Origin of the sequence: Microvirga splendida (assembly GCF_016427565.1) — a bacterium.
GTDB lineage: Bacteria > Pseudomonadota > Alphaproteobacteria > Rhizobiales > Beijerinckiaceae > Microvirga > Microvirga splendida.
Map to the genome: position 1 here is coordinate 89,776 of NZ_JAELXT010000015.1, position 14,929 is coordinate 104,704.

General features: G+C 66.6%; 11 protein-coding genes. 8 read left to right on the forward strand and 3 right to left on the reverse strand.

The features are described 5' to 3' along the window. Nucleotides 1-125 precede the first annotated feature (125 nt). The 6 genes from bamA to lpxB are packed head-to-tail and all read left to right on the forward strand — an operon-like array spanning nt 126 to nt 6,903. Nucleotides 126-2,453, forward strand: a complete 2,328-nt coding sequence (gene bamA / locus JAO75_RS15035) for an outer membrane protein assembly factor BamA (RefSeq protein WP_199049948.1) — start codon at nt 126-128, stop codon at nt 2,451-2,453. 37 nt (nt 2,454-2,490) lie between these two features. Next, nucleotides 2,491-3,555: a UDP-3-O-(3-hydroxymyristoyl)glucosamine N-acyltransferase gene (gene lpxD / locus JAO75_RS15040; RefSeq protein ID WP_199049949.1), complete on the forward strand. Its 1,065-nt coding sequence runs from the start codon at nt 2,491-2,493 to the stop codon at nt 3,553-3,555. Between the two features lie 40 nt (nt 3,556-3,595). After that, the gene (gene fabZ, locus JAO75_RS15045; RefSeq protein WP_199049950.1) at nt 3,596-4,060 is read left to right on the forward strand and encodes a 3-hydroxyacyl-ACP dehydratase FabZ; all 465 of its coding nucleotides are present in this window, start codon (nt 3,596-3,598) and stop codon (nt 4,058-4,060) included. Further along, nucleotides 4,060-4,869 carry an acyl-ACP--UDP-N-acetylglucosamine O-acyltransferase gene (gene lpxA / locus JAO75_RS15050; protein WP_199049951.1) on the forward strand — a complete coding sequence of 270 codons (810 nt, stop codon included), beginning with the start codon at nt 4,060-4,062 and terminating at the stop codon, nt 4,867-4,869. Before fabZ ends, lpxA begins: the two co-directional genes overlap by 1 nt. Further along, nucleotides 4,866-5,732: an LpxI family protein gene (locus JAO75_RS15055; protein WP_199049952.1), complete on the forward strand. Its 867-nt coding sequence runs from the start codon at nt 4,866-4,868 to the stop codon at nt 5,730-5,732. Before lpxA ends, JAO75_RS15055 begins: the two co-directional genes overlap by 4 nt. Then, the gene (gene lpxB / locus JAO75_RS15060) at nt 5,725-6,903 is read left to right on the forward strand and encodes a lipid-A-disaccharide synthase (RefSeq protein WP_199049953.1); all 1,179 of its coding nucleotides are present in this window, start codon (nt 5,725-5,727) and stop codon (nt 6,901-6,903) included. The genes JAO75_RS15055 and lpxB overlap by 8 nt, the downstream gene beginning before the upstream one ends. A 179-nt stretch (nt 6,904-7,082) precedes the next feature. On the opposite strand, the gene gltA is transcribed toward lpxB, so the two are convergent. Together gltA and gltX are read right to left on the reverse strand one after the other, a co-directional pair. Next, on the reverse strand, nt 7,083-8,375 hold the full coding sequence (gene gltA / locus JAO75_RS15065) for a citrate synthase (RefSeq protein WP_199049954.1): 1,293 nt from the start codon (nt 8,373-8,375) through the stop codon (nt 7,083-7,085). Between the two features lie 165 nt (nt 8,376-8,540). Continuing rightward, nucleotides 8,541-9,971 (reverse strand): glutamate--tRNA ligase, encoded by a 1,431-nt coding sequence (gene gltX, locus JAO75_RS15070; protein ID WP_199049955.1) that lies wholly within the window; start codon nt 9,969-9,971, stop codon nt 8,541-8,543. A 142-nt stretch (nt 9,972-10,113) separates the two neighbouring features. Between gltX and JAO75_RS15075 the strand changes: the two genes are divergently transcribed. Further along, the gene (locus JAO75_RS15075; RefSeq protein ID WP_199049956.1) at nt 10,114-11,058 is read left to right on the forward strand and encodes a DUF4131 domain-containing protein; all 945 of its coding nucleotides are present in this window, start codon (nt 10,114-10,116) and stop codon (nt 11,056-11,058) included. A 3-nt stretch (nt 11,059-11,061) separates the two neighbouring features. Continuing rightward, on the forward strand, nt 11,062-12,639 hold the full coding sequence (locus JAO75_RS15080; protein ID WP_199049957.1) for a recombinase family protein: 1,578 nt from the start codon (nt 11,062-11,064) through the stop codon (nt 12,637-12,639). Between the two features lie 114 nt (nt 12,640-12,753). Here the strand turns inward: JAO75_RS15080 and JAO75_RS15085 are convergent, their stop codons facing one another. After that, entirely contained in the window at nt 12,754-14,259 is a 1,506-nt protein-coding gene (locus tag JAO75_RS15085; protein WP_199049958.1) for a site-specific integrase, read from the reverse strand. Nucleotides 14,260-14,929: the final 670 nt, after the last annotated feature.

Here is a 14,929-nt window from a genome sequence, read left to right on the forward strand (position 1 = left end):
CGCGCCGTTTGCAATAGCGGCGAAAGTTTGTACAAGCGCTTCACATGGATAAGGTTGGGGGCACTCGTCTCCAGCCTGCGGGGATGCCTCCGCTCGGGATATAAAGACAAAGAACGGGCCAGTTGATGATGTCGACGACCACTCCTCGCCGGAAGAAGCCGGCCACCACCGCCGTTATCGCAATCAGCGCGCTGATGGCTGGAATCACTGCCGCGGAGAGCGCCTTCGCGCAGCAGGTGGCCCCGGGGAGTCGCCGTGCGTCGGCCGCGCAAGGCCCCATCGTCAATCGCGTGGTGGTCGAGGGGAACAAGAAGATCGAGAGCGCAGCCTTCCAGGATCAGCTCCAGGCCCGCGCCCGCGCTCCGTACAATCAGGCCGCTGTCGATGCCGACGTTGGGCGAATTCTTGAGATTTACCGGCAGTCGGGCCGAGGCCTTGCCCAGGTCACGCCGCGTGTAGTCGATCTCCCCAACGGCACGGTGGACGTGGTCTACACGGTGGTCGAGGGCGACAAGACCGGCGTGAAGGAAATTCGCTTCGTCGGCAACAGCCAGGTCTCGTCGAGCCGCCTGCGCGGTGTCATGCAGACGACCGAGACGAACCTCCTCAGCTTCCTCAAGAGCACCGACGTTTATGATCCGGATCGCCTCTCGAACGATCTGGAGCTGATCCGTCGCTACTACCTGAAGAACGGCTATGCCGATTTCCGTATCGTTTCGAGCGACGTCGCATTTGACGCCGCTGGCGGTGGCTACGTCGTCACCATTGCGGTCGACGAGGGCGAGCAGTACCGGGTCGGCAGCGTGAGCGTCGACCCCCGGCTTCCCGGTGTGGATGCCGAGGCTGTGCGCCGCGGGATCTCGACCTCCGAGGGCTCCGTCTATAATGCCGAAGCCGTTGAGAAGTCGGTCCAGAGCCTCACGGCCAATGTCGCCCGCCAGGGCAACCCCTTCGCCCTTGTGCGCCCCGTCGGCTCCCGTGATCCGTCCACCCGTACGATCAGCCTCACCTACGTGGTCGAGGAAGCGCCGCGGATCTACATCGAGCGGATCAACGTGCGCGGCAACAGCCGCACCCGCGACTACGTCATCCGCCGCGAGTTCGAGCTCGGCGAGGGCGATGCCTACAATCAGGTGCTTGTCGACCGTGCGGAGCGCCGCCTGAACAACCTCGGTTATTTCAAGCGGGTCCGCATCTCCAACGAGCCCGGTTCCTCGGCTGATCGTGTCGTGGTGAACGTGGATGTGGAAGATCAGTCCACCGGTGCGTTCTCCATCTCGGGCGGCTATTCGACGGCCGATGGTTTCATCGGCGAAGTCTCCGTGACCGAGACCAACTTCCTGGGTCGCGGCCAGTTCGTGCGCCTCGCAGGCCAGCTCGGCCAGCGTGCCCACGGCATCGACTTCTCCTTCACCGAGCCGTACTTCCTGGGTTACCGGATGTCGGCGGGTATCGACCTGTTCTCGAAGTTCAGCGACCAGACCCGGTACTCCCGCTACGAGAACCGCATGACCGGCGGTACGCTGCGCCTGGGCCTTCCGATCACGGAAGAGTTCACGATCACGACCCGCTACTCGCTCTATCAGCAGGAAATCACGATCCCGAACGAGGAAGATCGGCCGTACAACGACTGCACGTTCCCGATCCCTGGGTTTACGGATGCCAACGGTGACGGCGTCATCACCCGCGCCGAGTGCGAAGGGAATGGCGAAGCGTCTCGCGCAATCAAGAACGCGCAGGGCGAGACGATCACCTCGCTGGCCGGCCTGACCTTCAACTACAACACCCTCGACAGCACCCGCAATCCGCGCAACGGCTTCTATGCCGAGGTCAAGACGGACTTCGCCGGGCTTGGCGGTGATTCCCGCTACTTCCGCGTGACCGGCGATGCCCGGTACTATCACGAGCTCTTCGAGGATGTGGTCGGTATCGCCCGCGTTCAGGGCGGTCACATCATGGGCTTCGGCGACAATGACGGAGCCGGCGGCGATCTGCGCATCATCGACCACTTCTTCATGGGCCCGTCCCTCGTGCGTGGTTTTGCGCCCAACGGCATCGGTCCGCGTGACATCTCGACCGGCGATGCCAGGGCAAATGCCCTCGGCGGCACCACCTATTTCGGCGGTTCGCTCGAAGTGCAGTTCCCGATCCCGGTTCTGCCCCGTGAACTGGGCCTGAGGGGCGCCGTGTTCGCCGACGCCGGTACGCTCTACGGCTACGATGGCCCGACCACGTTCGAGGGTGTCGACGGCGGCACAATCGATGTCCTCGACAGCAGCAAGCTGCGCTCGTCGGTCGGTGCTTCGCTCCTGTGGACGTCTCCGCTCGGCCCGATCCGCTTCGACTACGCCTTTGCCCTCTCGAAAGAGGAGGGTGTCGCCTTGGCGGACGGCACTCGGATCGGCGGCGACCGCACCCAGGCCTTCCGGTTCACGGGCGGCACGCGCTTCTAATCGGGGAGGGCGCCGAAGGGCGCCCTCACTTATTTTCATGGCTGAATCCAATTTCTTCCCGCAAAGCCAGACGCTGAATCTGCGTCAGGTGGCGGAGATGGCCCAAGTAACGCTCCCCGACGGCACCGACGGGGAGCTTTTGCTTCGTGGGGTTGCTCCTCTCGAGAGCGCGGGCCCTGGCGATCTCGCCTACATGGACAACCCTGCCTATGTCGGGGCCCTGGCGGCGACCCGAGCGGCAGCCTGCCTGGTGACACCGCGCTATGCGCCCAAGGTGCCGTCCGGCACGGTTGCTCTGATTACGCCCCAAGCCTACCGGGTTTTCGCCCAGGTGCTGGCGATCCTGTTCCCATCCGCCATGCGGCCGGAATCGTCCTTTGCCGCGACTGGAGTTTCTCCTGGATCGTTCGTTCATCCCTCCGCAAGGCTGGAGCATGGTGTGCGCGTCGACCCGGGCGCCGTCGTCGGGCCGCATGCGGAGATCGGATCCGGCACCTTGGTCGGCGCCCATTCGGTCGTTGGGCCGAACGTGAAGATCGGGCGCGACTGCTCCATTGCCCCTAATGTCACCGTCACCCATGCCTATCTCGGCAACCGGGTCATTCTGCATCCGGGGGTCAGGATCGGTCAGGACGGCTTCGGCTTTGCCATGGGGCCGCAGGGGCATCTGAAGGTGCCGCAGGTCGGGCGGGTCATCATCCAGGATGACGTGGAGATCGGGGCGAACACCACGGTCGACCGGGGTGCAAGCCGCGACACGGTGATCGGCGAGGGCACCAAGATCGATAACCTGGTCCAGATCGCCCATAATGTGGTGATCGGCCGCCATTGCGTGATCGTGGCCCAGGTCGGAATTGCCGGCTCCACCACCATCGAGGATTATGTGGCGATCGGCGGCCAGGTGGCCGTGAAGGGGCATGTCCGGATCGGCATGGGTGCCCAGATCGCAGCCACCAGCGGCGTCAACGGTGATGTTCCGCCAGGAGCCCGCTGGGGTGGCATCCCGGCCCGCCCTATGCGCGAGTGGTTCCGCGAGATAACGGCGTTGAAAAAGCTTGCATCCGGGGGCGATTCCGCCAAAGACGACGATGCGTCTTCATAACGTTCCTTGAAGACATTCCCTACCGTTCGGAGTTCCCGTCATGTCCGAAGCGCCCACCACGCTTCAAACCGCCGATATCATGGAGATCCTGGAGCTTCTGCCGCACCGGTATCCCTTTCTCCTGGTCGACAAAATCATCGAGATCGACGGTGACAATTCGTGCATCGGCATCAAGAACGTCACCTTCAATGAGCCACAATTCACGGGCCATTTCCCCTCGCGTCCGATCTTCCCGGGCGTCTTTCTGATCGAGGCCATGGCTCAGACGGCGGGAGCCATTTGCGTGAAGGCCAAGATGGCCCAGCAGGCCAAGCCGAAGCAGGTATTCTTCATGACGATCGACAAGGTGAAGTTCCGCAAGCCGGTTGAACCGGGCGACAGGGTCGAGTTCCATATGCGCAAGCTGAACAACCGGCGCAACATGTGGTGGTACAAGGGCGAGGCCAAAGTCGATGGCGTTCTCGTCTGCGAAGCCGAGGTCAGCGCCATGCTGGTGAACGATTGATGGAAACGATAATCCACCCAAGCGCTGTCATCGAGGATGGCGCGAAGATCGGCGCAGGCGTCAAGATCGGTCCGTTCTGCACCGTGGGGCCCGAGGTGGAACTCGGCGAAGGCTGCCAGCTCATCAGCCACGTGGCCGTCGCGGGACGAACCACCATTGGTCCCCGGACGAGGATTTTTCCTTTCGCCTCCATCGGCCACATTCCGCAGGATCTGAAGTACAAGGGCGAGGCCTCGACGCTCGAGATCGGCGCCGATTGCATGATCCGCGAAGGCGTGACCATGAACCCCGGCACCGAGGGCGGTGGTCTGCGCACGGTCGTCGGCGACCGCTGCGCCTTCCTGGCCGGCTCCCATGTGGGGCACGACACGAAGGTCGGGAACGACTGCATCCTGTCCAACAACGTGATGCTGGCAGGGCACGTCACGGTCGGCAATTTCGTGATCTTCGGCGGCGCCTCCGCGGTGATCCAGTTCGCCCGCGTCGGCTCCCATGCCTTCGTGGGAGGCATGTCGGGCCTGGAGAACGATCTGATTCCCTATGGCATGGCTATGGGCAACCGGGCGCACCTGGCGGGCCTCAACATCATCGGCCTGCGCCGTCGCGGCTTCACCCGCGAGCAGATCCACGATATCCGCCGCGCCTACCGGCTTCTGTTCGCGGATGAGGGCACCTTGTCCGAGCGGGTCGAGGATGTCGCCGGCGAGTTCGACAGCCATCCCTTCGTGCACGAGATCCTCGATTTCATCCGTGCCGGCGGGGACAGGGCGATCTGCACGCCGCGGGATCCCGTCAGTTCAGCCGGATGACGCCCCAAGGCCCCATCGCGGTACTCGCCGGGGCTGGGCAGCTTCCCATTCAGCTCGTGAACCATCTCGAGCGAATGGGGCAGGAGGTCCGGGTGCTGGCGTTCCGCGGCTTTGCGGAAGCGGAGCTGCAGCGTCGCGCCCATGCCACCGTCGATCTACTCGACCTCAAGACGATCATGAGCACCCTCGAAGGCTGGCGACCGCAGGCCGTCTCCCTTGTCGGAGCCGTGCGCCGCCCCGGCTTTTCCGCCCTGCTCAGCGCCTATTCCCTGCTTCGCAACATGCACGAGGTGAAGGAGGTCATCGCCCGGGGTGACGATCAGGTGCTGCGCGGTGCCGTGATGCTCCTCGAGGAGCGGGGCCACCGCGTCGTCGGCGCCCATGAACTCGCCCCCGACCTGGTGGCTGCCCGCACGCTCACCGGCACGCGGCACCCGGGAGTTGACGACCACGACGCCATTGCCTTCGGGCTCGAGCTTCTCGCCTCCCTGTCGGACTTCGATATCGGGCAGGGTGCCGTCGTCGACCGCAGGCATGTTCTGGCCATCGAGGGGCCCGAAGGCACCGACCGCATGATCCGGCGGGTGAGGAGCCTGCGCCAGTCCTGGTTCGGCCTTCGCCGGCGTGAGGAGGGGGGGGTGCTGATCAAGGCCGCCAAGCGCGGTCAGGACCTGCGGGTCGACATGCCGACCATCGGCCCGCGCACCGTGGAAGAGGCCGCCAAGGCGGGCCTCTCCGGGATCGCCATCGGTGCAGGATCGACCTTCGTGCTGGAGCAGGAGGAAACCCTGCGCACAGCCGACCGCCTTGGCGTCTTCCTCATCGCCGTCGATCTGCCCTGGATGGAGAAGCCTCTTGTCTGAGAGCAAGCCGCTGACGATCTGGATCGTGTCCGGCGAGGAATCCGGCGATCAACTCGGCGCCAAGCTGATGCGCTCCCTGAAGGCGCGGCTCGGAGCCGAGCGTCTGCGTTTCGGCGGCGTCGGCGGCCATGCCATGGCAAAGGAAGGCCTGAACAGCCTGTTTCCTCTGGAAGACATCGCCGTCATGGGCATTTCCGCCGTGATCGCCCGGCTGCCTGCCATCCTGAAGCGCATCCGGATGACGGCGGACGCGGTGGTGGCGGCAAAGCCCGACATGCTGGTCATCATCGACAGCCCTGATTTCACTCACCGCGTGGCGAAGGCTGTGCGCCGGCGCGCGCCGCAGATTCCCATCGTGGATTACGTCAGCCCCTCGGTCTGGGCGTGGCGGCCGGGGCGTGCTCCGAAGATGCGGGCCTATGTGGATCACCTCCTGGCGCTGCTGCCCTTCGAACCCGAAGCGCATCGTCGCCTTGGCGGCCCGCCGACCACCTATGTCGGACACCCGCTCATCGAGCGTCTCGACGAGATCAGGCCCGCGCCTGGAGACAGGCAGCACGTTGCAGGCAGGCCCCTCAACCTACTCGTCCTACCCGGCAGCCGCGGCTCGGAGGTCAGCCGCCTCATGGAGCCGTTCGGCGCTGCCCTGGCGCTCCTGAGGGAGCGTTCGCCGCATCCGTTCACCGTGACCATCCCGGCGGTCTCCCATCTGGCGGATGAGATCAGAACGCGAGCCGAGAACTGGAGCGTAAAGCCCCGGATCGTCGAGGGAGAAGCCGCCAAATGGGCGGCCTTCCGGCAGGCCGACGCGGCGCTCGCCGCCTCCGGCACCGTGACCCTTGAGCTCGGGCTGTCAGGCGTCCCAATGGTGGTGGCCTACCGCGTCTCGAAAATCGAGGAAGTGCTGAAATACCTGATCAAGGCGCCCTCCATCGTGCTCACGAACCTGGTGCTCGGTGAGAACGTCATCCCGGAACTCATCCAGTGGGACTGCACGCCCGAAAAGCTGGCCGATTCCCTCCTGCCGCTGCTCGGAGACACGCCGGAGCGTCAGCGGCAGATCGATGCGTTCCGGAAGCTCGATGACCTCATGCGGATTGGCGACGAGGCCCCCAGCGAGCGGGCGGCGCGGATCGTGGAAGAGATGCTGTCATCCAAGGGAAAGGCGTAGCGCTTCCTATCTGTCATCCCCGGCGGCCCGCAGGGCCGGGAAGAGGATCCACGATCAGGCGCAGTGTTATGGATTCCCTTCCCCACCGCTGCGCTCCGGCCGGGAATGACACGCTGGTCCGAGGACGCAGATACGAAAAAGGGGCCTTTCGGCCCCTTTTCTTATTGCATCCGATGTCTTCACCCGCGCTGGGCGACCGTCACGTAATCGCGCTCCGGCGAGCCCGTATAGAGCTGGCGCGGGCGGCCGATGCGCTGGGACGGATCCTCGATCATCTCGCTCCACTGGGCGATCCAGCCGACCGTACGGGCCAGCGCGAACAGCACCGTAAACATGGAGGTGGGGAAGCCCATCGCCTTGAGGGTGATGCCCGAGTAGAAATCGATGTTCGGGTAGAGCTTCTTCTCGACGAAGTACTCGTCCTTCAGAGCGATCTGCTCGAGCTCCACGGCCACGTCGAGGAGCGGGTCGTCCTTGATGCCGAGCTCGTTGAGCACCTCGTGGGTGGTCTTCTGCATGATGCGGGCGCGCGGGTCGTAGTTCTTGTAGACCCGGTGGCCGAAGCCCATGAGGCGGAACGGATCGTTCTTGTCCTTCGCCTTGGCGATGTACTCCGGAATGTGATCCGGCGTGCCGATCTCCTCCAGCATCTTCAGGGCCGCCTCGTTGGCGCCGCCATGGGCAGGGCCCCACAGGCAGGCGATGCCGGCCGCGATGCAGGCGAACGGGTTGGCGCCCGAAGAGCCGGCGAGACGCACCGTCGAGGTCGAGGCGTTCTGCTCGTGATCGGCGTGCAGGATGAAGATCCGGTCGAGGGCGCGCGAGAGCACCGGATTGACCTTGTACTCCTCGGCCGGAACCGCGAAGCACATCTTCAGGAAGTTGGAGGTGTAGTCCAGATCGTTCTGCGGATACACGAAGGGCTGGCCGATGGAGTACTTGTAGGCCATGGCAGCGAGCGTCGGCATCTTGGCGATCATGCGCATCGACGCGATCATGCGCTGGTGCGGATCGGAGATGTCCGTGGAGTCGTGATAGAAGGCCGAGAGGGCGCCGACGCAGGCGACCATGATGGCCATCGGATGGGCGTCCCGACGGAAGCCGGTGAAGAACCGGTTCATCTGGTCATGCACCATGGTGTGGCGCGTGACGCGATAGTCGAAATCGGCCTTCTGGGCGGCCGTCGGCAGCTCTCCGTAGAGCAGCAGATAGCAGGTCTCGAGGAAGTCGCCGTGCTCAGCGAGCTGGTCGATCGGGTAGCCGCGGTAGAGCAGGATGCCCTTGTCGCCGTCGATATAGGTGATCTTCGACTCGGTGGCCGCCGTGGAGGTGAAGCCGGGATCGTAGGTGAACATCCCGGTCTGGCCGTAGAGCTTGGAAATGTCGACGACGCTCGGGCCAATGGTGCCTTCTTTTACCGGCAGCTCCACGGACTTGCCGTCGACTGAAATGGTGCTGGTGCTGGAACTCATGCGTCTTGGCCCTTTCAAAAGGAGGCCGGGCAGAACCTAGGGCAACCGGGTAAGCGGAGTAGGCCCTCGGAGCTGCCGGACCAGGGTTTGCCGGTCGGATGATGGCGCCTTCGGTAGCTTATCCATAGGAACGGAGCAAGCACGTCTAAAGGCGAGATGCGCCCGCTATGCAGCAGGCGCATCCTTGGTCTGATCGCGAAGACGCAACAGGGTTTCTTCCTTGCCGAGAACCGCCATCACATCGAAGAGACCGGGCGATGTCGCCCGGCCAGTTAGAGCCGCCCGAAGGGGCTGCGCGACCTGACCGAGCTTCGCCCCGATGGCCTCCGCATGCTCGCGCACGACGGCCTCCACGCTCTGGGCCGACCAGTCGGAAACGGCTTCCAGTTTCGCAGCAATGCCGACGAGGCGGGCACTTCCATCGGCAAGCACGCCGGCGGCCTTCTCGTCGAGGCGCAGCGGGCGCTGGGCATAGAGGTAATAGGCGCTGTCGAGCAGCTCCACGAGGGTCTTAGCGCGCTCCTTAAGGCCCGGCATGGCGGCCAGCAGCTTCTGGCGCAGGGCCGGCTTGAAGGTGCGGCCGAGATGGTGCTCGTCCTTCTCCAACTCGGGCAGCAGATCCTCCAGGGCCTGCACCAGCCGCTCGTCATCGGCTTGGCGCATGTAATGCCCGTTGAGGTTCTCGAGCTTGGCGAAGTCGAAGCGGGCCGGCGAGCGGCCGATGCTGCCGAGTTCGAAGGCGTCAATCATTTCCTGTGTAGAGAAGATCTCCTGGTCGCCGTGGCTCCAGCCCAGGCGCACGAGGTAGTTGCGCAGCGCCTCCGGCAGGTAGCCCAAGCTGCGATAGGCCTCGACACCCAATGCCCCATGGCGCTTGGAGAGCTTGGCGCCGTCCGGTCCGTGGATGAGCGGGATATGAGCCATCTTCGGCACATCCCAGCCCAGCGCCTGATAGATCTGCGTCTGGCGAGCCGCGTTGGTCAGGTGATCGTCGCCACGGATGACATGCGTCACGTCCATGTCGTGATCGTCCACCACGACGGCGAGCATGTAGGTGGGCGTGCCGTCCGAGCGCAGGAGCACGAGATCGTCGAGATCCTTGTTCTGCCACACCACGCGGCCCTGGACCTCATCCTCGACCACGGTCTCGCCCTCGATCGGAGCCTTCAGACGGATCACAGGCTTCACGCCGGCCGGAGCCTCGGACGGGTCGCGGTCGCGCCAGCGCCCGTCATAGCGCAGGGGCCGGCCTTCCTTGCGGGCGGTCTCGCGCATCTCCTCCAGTTCCTGCTGGGAGGCATAGCAGTAATAGGCGCGGCCCTGGGCCAGCAGGCTCTCGGCCACCTCCTTGTGGCGGGCGGCGCGGGAGAACTGGTAGACCACGTCTCCGTCCCAATCGAGGCCGAGCCATTTCAGGCCGTCCAGGATCGCCGTGATGGCCGCGTCTGTCGAGCGTTCCCGGTCCGTGTCCTCGATGCGCAGGAGCATCTTGCCCCCATGCCGCTTGGCATAGAGCCAGTTGAACAGGGCCGTGCGCCCGCCTCCGATGTGGAGGAAACCGGTGGGTGAGGGGGCGAAGCGGGTGACGACGGTCATCGCGGGGAACCTTGACTGAAGAAAAATCTGGAGCGCGCGGCCCTTTAGCCGCAGCGTCAGCCGACTCAATCCACAGGGCGGTTTGGGCCGGAGCGTGCGGTCGTCTAGCATGCGTTGAGAGCCGCGTTAAGCCGAAGGCACGATGGAAGACAACAAGGCAAAGCCCTCCAGGATCCCGCGCGGCGCAGCGCGGGCTGCGGTGCTGCCTCGCTCTTGGGGCGCGAGCCTCGAATGGAGCCTCTTCGACGGACGCGCCCGGCTCGGAAAAGCCATCGCCATCGAGGTCGAGCAGCGCCGGCTTTTCCCCTGGATCGCGGTGTGCTTCGGCCTCGGCATCCTCCTGTTCTTCCAGGCGGACGGCCAGCCCGCCCTCTGGGCGCCTTTGGGCGCTTTCAGCCTCTGTTGCGTGGCGGGGATCGCGCTTCGCCGAAACATGACCGCCCTTGCGGTCGTGATCGGAATGGCGGCCCTGTTTGCCGGCTTCTCGACCGGCGTGATCCGCACCCGGAGCGTTGCCGCGCCCGTTCTCACCCGCATCACCATCACGACGATTGCAGGATACATCGAAGCCGTGGAGGACCGGGAGCAGGGGCAGAGGCTTCTCATCCGGGTCGCGGACATGAAGGGCATTCCCGTGGCGGAGCGCCCACATCTGGTGCGGGTCTCCATACGGGCCGGGGCAGGGCTGACGGCCGGACAGTTCATTGCCGGCACGGCCCGCCTGCTGCCACCCCCGGAGGCGGCATGGCCCGGCGGATACGACTTCGCCCGCGACGCCTATTACAAAGGGATCGGAGCCGTCGGCTCCATGGTCGGGCAGGTGCGGCGCGTCGATCCGCCAAGCCCGCCGGACTGGTCATTGCGGCTGGCCGCCCGGGTGGACGAAGCCCGCAATGCGCTCACCCAGCGCATCGCCGCGTCCATCGGCGGTGCGGCCGGCGGGATCGGTGCCGCGCTGGTGACCGGCAAGCGCGGGCTCATTCCCGAGCCCACGAACGATGTGCTGCGCGGGGCGGGGATCTATCACATCGTCACATGCGGATTGGTTAATCCGTGCTATGGAGGGTGCTGCGGTTACGGAGGTTGACCGATGCCCCGCGTCAAGGCCTACAGCTACATCCGCATGAGCTCGGAGCGGCAGCTCAAGGGCGACAGCCTCGCCCGCCAGGAGGAGATGCGCGACGCCTTCGTCGCCGCGCACGACCTCGACCTCGACGACACGCTGCGGGACCTCGGCGTCTCCGCCTTCGACGGCAGCAACCGGGACCGGGGCGCGCTCGCGGCGTTCCTGCGCAAGGCCCGCGCCGGCGAAATCGAAGCCGGCTCCTACCTGATCGTCGAGAGCCTCGACCGCCTCTCGCGCGACCACGTGCTCAAGGCGTTGCGGGTGTTCCAGGACATCCTGGAGGCGGGAATCAGGATCGCGACCGTCGCCGACGGCCATGTCTACAGCGAGGAGACCATCAACCGCGACTTCTCCCAGCTCATCGTCAGCCTGGCGATCATGTCGCGTGCGCACGAGGAAAGCTCGATCAAGTCGGACCGCCTGCTCCGCGCCTGGCGGCGCAAGCGCGAGGACAGGACGAAAAAGCTCACCCGCCGCTGCCCGGCCTGGCTGACCCTCAGCGAGGACCGCACCACGTTCATCGTCAACAGGCACCGGCAGGAGATCGCCATCCAGGCCCTGGAGGATCTCGCCGCCGGCATCGGGCGCGACAAGATCGCCCGCCGGCTGAACCAGGCCGGGGAGAAGGCGTGGACCCACGGGCGGGAATGGCACGGCGGGACCGTGCAGAAACTGACCGACAACGAGGCCCTGATCGGACGCTACCAGCCGCACCGGATCGAGAAGCGGGACGGCAGGACGGTGCGCGTGCCCGTCGGGGACCCCATTGAGGATTATTATCCTAGAATCGTCTCGGGCGAGCTCTGGCAGCGCGCGCGGGACGCTTCCGACGCGCGGGCGCGCTCGGGTCCCGGCAACAGCGGCGGCCGCAAAGGCAGCTGCTTCTCGAACATTTTGTCAGGCCTGGCGGTCTGCCACCACTGCGGCGGCCGGATGGTCTACCGGGACCGCGGCCCCCGCAGCACGGTCGTGCTCCGCTGCTCCAGCGAGCGCAACGGCGTCTGCGGGAACGGGAGCCGCATCCGGTATCCGGACCTGGAGCGGGAGATCCTGCGCTGGGCGGAGGCGTTTGAGCACCTGGCTCCGTCCACCGAGGTGGAGAAGCCGTTTCTTGAGACGCTCGCCGGCATCGCGCGCGACCGCGCGGAGATCGCCCGGAAGATCGAGGGCCTCATCGATCTCGCCGAGGCCGGCCAGCAGGTGGCGGACCGCCTGGCACAGCGCCAGGCGCAGCTTGCCGAGTTGGCGGAACGGGAGACGCAGGCGAAGCGCGAACTCGCGGCTCTGGCGAGTCGGAAGACCCCGGACGAGCGCCGGTCCCTCATTGCCGCGGCCCGGGCCTGCGTTGGCCGGCCCGACGCCGAGCGCTACGCCGCCCGGGCCGCGGCTAACCACGCGTTGAAGAGCGTGATCGACGAGATCCGCTGCCGCAGTGACGGGCGCGTGATCGTGCGGGCCGGGTCGTTCGGGTCCCTCGTGACCTTGGGGCCGGACGGCGCCCGTTGGGACGTGTGGCGCCGGATCGAACGCATTGCTGCTTAAGGATGGCCCGCGCCCGGGATGGAACCGACGGCGGAGCGGGGGTGAGTGGATTCACGGATGGATGGCCGCGGCCCCGCCGATGGCAGGGCCGCGCCTCGGGCTCTCGGTTTGGCGCTAGACGGGATCGGCCACGGCTTCCGCACGCAGGATGTTCCAAAGCTCATCCAGGGTGCAGAAAGCCGGCTTCCTGGCTTGCCGGAAACTTGCCGGAACAAGCCCCGCATGGCCCCGATTTCCCCCGTTTTCGCCCTGGAATTGCGTCGCTTCACCGCTCTCGCCCCCTTGGAAACCGTCCATTGGGTGGTGGTTCGCGCAGTTCATCTCCCGAGGGGAGAAGACCTGATTTGCCGGAACTTGCCGGAGGGTCAGCGGCGCCGCCGGGCGGGGTGCCGGCAGCAGCGCCGGCGCATGCGGCAGCAGCAGCCCGCCGGTGCGCCGGTCGAGGTCGTCGAGGATCGTCCCGACCGCCAGCCGGGCCGTGGCGAGGTACTCGGGCGAGAACACGCCGTAGCGCTCGTGGATCGTGCCGCCGAGGCCGCGGCGCGCCAGCCGCTCCGCCGGCGGGGTGATGCTCACGCGGTGCCCCATCCACATCTCGACCTCCTCGGCCGGCACCCGCGGCACGCCGAAGTCGATGTGGGCGTGGCGCATCGCGGTGGCCATGTAGTCCCGGAACGCCGACGACACCAGGCGCGGCAGCCCGATCCGCCTGCGCACGGTGACGAAGTGCCCCTGGATCGTGGGGGCGGACAGCGCCACCCACTCCGCCTCCGGCCAGGCGGCCAGCTCGGCGAGGGCGCGCGGCGGCAGCGGCAGGACCGGGCGGCGCTTGGTGGTCTGGCGCCGGCCGTCCGGGTTGACGTGGTAGAGCCCGTGGCGCAGGTCGAGCTGGGCGCGCGTCGCGGTCGCCGCCGCCATGGTCCGGCACGCCAGGAGCAGCATCAGCACGCAGAGCCGGCGGAAGGGCTCGTCGCGGGCCAGCGCCACGAGCGCGGCGGCCATCTCGTCCCGCGTCGGATGCCAGTTGCGCGGCCCCGGCTCGGCCACGTCGAGGAAGGCGCAGATGTCGGGCACCGAGCACAGGACGGGATAGCGGTGCGCGCTCAGGATCTGGCCGCGGTCGTTCGGGGCGTGGGCCCACCGCGTCGCGGCGGCGAGCAGGATCATGATGTTGGCGATGCTCTTGGGGCCCATCGGCCGCCGGTGCAGCGCCCGGATCATCTCCTTCTGCACCTCGCCGACGAAGCCCGACATCGTCACCGACGGCGCGACCGCGTCGAGCGTCGCCAGCAGCGTCCGCCAGGAGCTCGCCCAGCTCTCCCGCTTGCGCGGCAGGTCGAGGTAGGCCAGCACGACGTCGCGCACCAGCGGGTCGCCGCCCCGGCGCTCGAAGTCGCGGCCGCCGCCCTCTATGAACCGGACGAGCCGCCGCTGGGCCTCCGCGAAGTCGGGCGTCCGGAGGGAGAGCCGGCGCCGGTCGCCGATGGCCGGGTCGTTCCAGCAGACGTACCAGAACGGCGAGCCGGCGACATGGTCAAGCCAGTAGTCCCCGATGCGAAACTTATCGACGGGCGTCGGCCCCGCGAAGGCGGGCCGGGGGGAGCGGGGGGTGTCGGACATGGTCTCACGTACTCCTCTTCGATGATGCGCCGGACGAAGGCCTCGATCTCGGCGCGGTGGTACAGGATCCGGCGCTTGCGCCGCAGGAAGCCGATCAGGCCGTCCCGGCGCGCCCGCCGCAGCTGCTTGTCCTCCAGGATGGTCCCGAAGGTCCGGTAGGCCTCGGCCTCGGTGATCAGGTCGCCGGGGTCCGAGGGGCGGGGGACGGGGAGGTTTGCGGTCTCATCCGCCATCGCCGCCTCCCAGCAAGACTCGGTTCGCGCCGTTTGGCAACAGGCCGGAACGGCAAAAATACCTTTTGTCGCAATGGCTTAGGATTGTCGGCTCTTTCCTTGGAACGATCAAGGAAACGACCTCTGATCCTTGCGGCGAGGCGCGGGCCCCGCCGGCCGGGGGCGCCGTGGCGGAAGGCGAAACGGCCCTGGCCGCGTCCGCAAGGACGTCATGGCCAATCCTGTCGGCGGGCACGCCCCGGCCGCGCCGACGGCCGGGAGGGACGCCGGGCCGGCGCGCCCGCCCGGGCCCGGTTGCCGGCCGCCTCATGGCTCCCTCCCGCCGTCGCCGCCGCGATTCGCGCGGGCGCGGGCGAGGGGGAATCGGACCACGGTCCCGGGCTTGTCTCTTATACACTTTTCCGAGCCCACGAGACGCTCTTGAATCGCGGATGCCG

Bases quoted from the DNA above. Each gene is read 5' to 3' on its own strand.
- bamA (WP_199049948.1), top strand. From the start codon at position 126: ATGATGTCGACGACCACTCCTCGCCGGAAGAAGCCGGCCACCACCGCC.
- lpxD (WP_199049949.1), top strand. From the start codon at position 2,491: ATGGCTGAATCCAATTTCTTCCCGCAAAGCCAGACGCTGAATCTGCGT.
- fabZ (WP_199049950.1), top strand. From the start codon at position 3,596: ATGTCCGAAGCGCCCACCACGCTTCAAACCGCCGATATCATGGAGATC.
- lpxA (WP_199049951.1), top strand. From the start codon at position 4,060: ATGGAAACGATAATCCACCCAAGCGCTGTCATCGAGGATGGCGCGAAG.
- JAO75_RS15055 (WP_199049952.1), top strand. From the start codon at position 4,866: ATGACGCCCCAAGGCCCCATCGCGGTACTCGCCGGGGCTGGGCAGCTT.
- gltA (WP_199049954.1), bottom strand. From the start codon at position 8,375: ATGAGTTCCAGCACCAGCACCATTTCAGTCGACGGCAAGTCCGTGGAG.
- gltX (WP_199049955.1), bottom strand. From the start codon at position 9,971: ATGACCGTCGTCACCCGCTTCGCCCCCTCACCCACCGGTTTCCTCCAC.
- JAO75_RS15075 (WP_199049956.1), top strand. From the start codon at position 10,114: ATGGAAGACAACAAGGCAAAGCCCTCCAGGATCCCGCGCGGCGCAGCG.
- JAO75_RS15080 (WP_199049957.1), top strand. From the start codon at position 11,062: ATGCCCCGCGTCAAGGCCTACAGCTACATCCGCATGAGCTCGGAGCGG.
- JAO75_RS15085 (WP_199049958.1), bottom strand. From the start codon at position 14,259: ATGTCCGACACCCCCCGCTCCCCCCGGCCCGCCTTCGCGGGGCCGACG.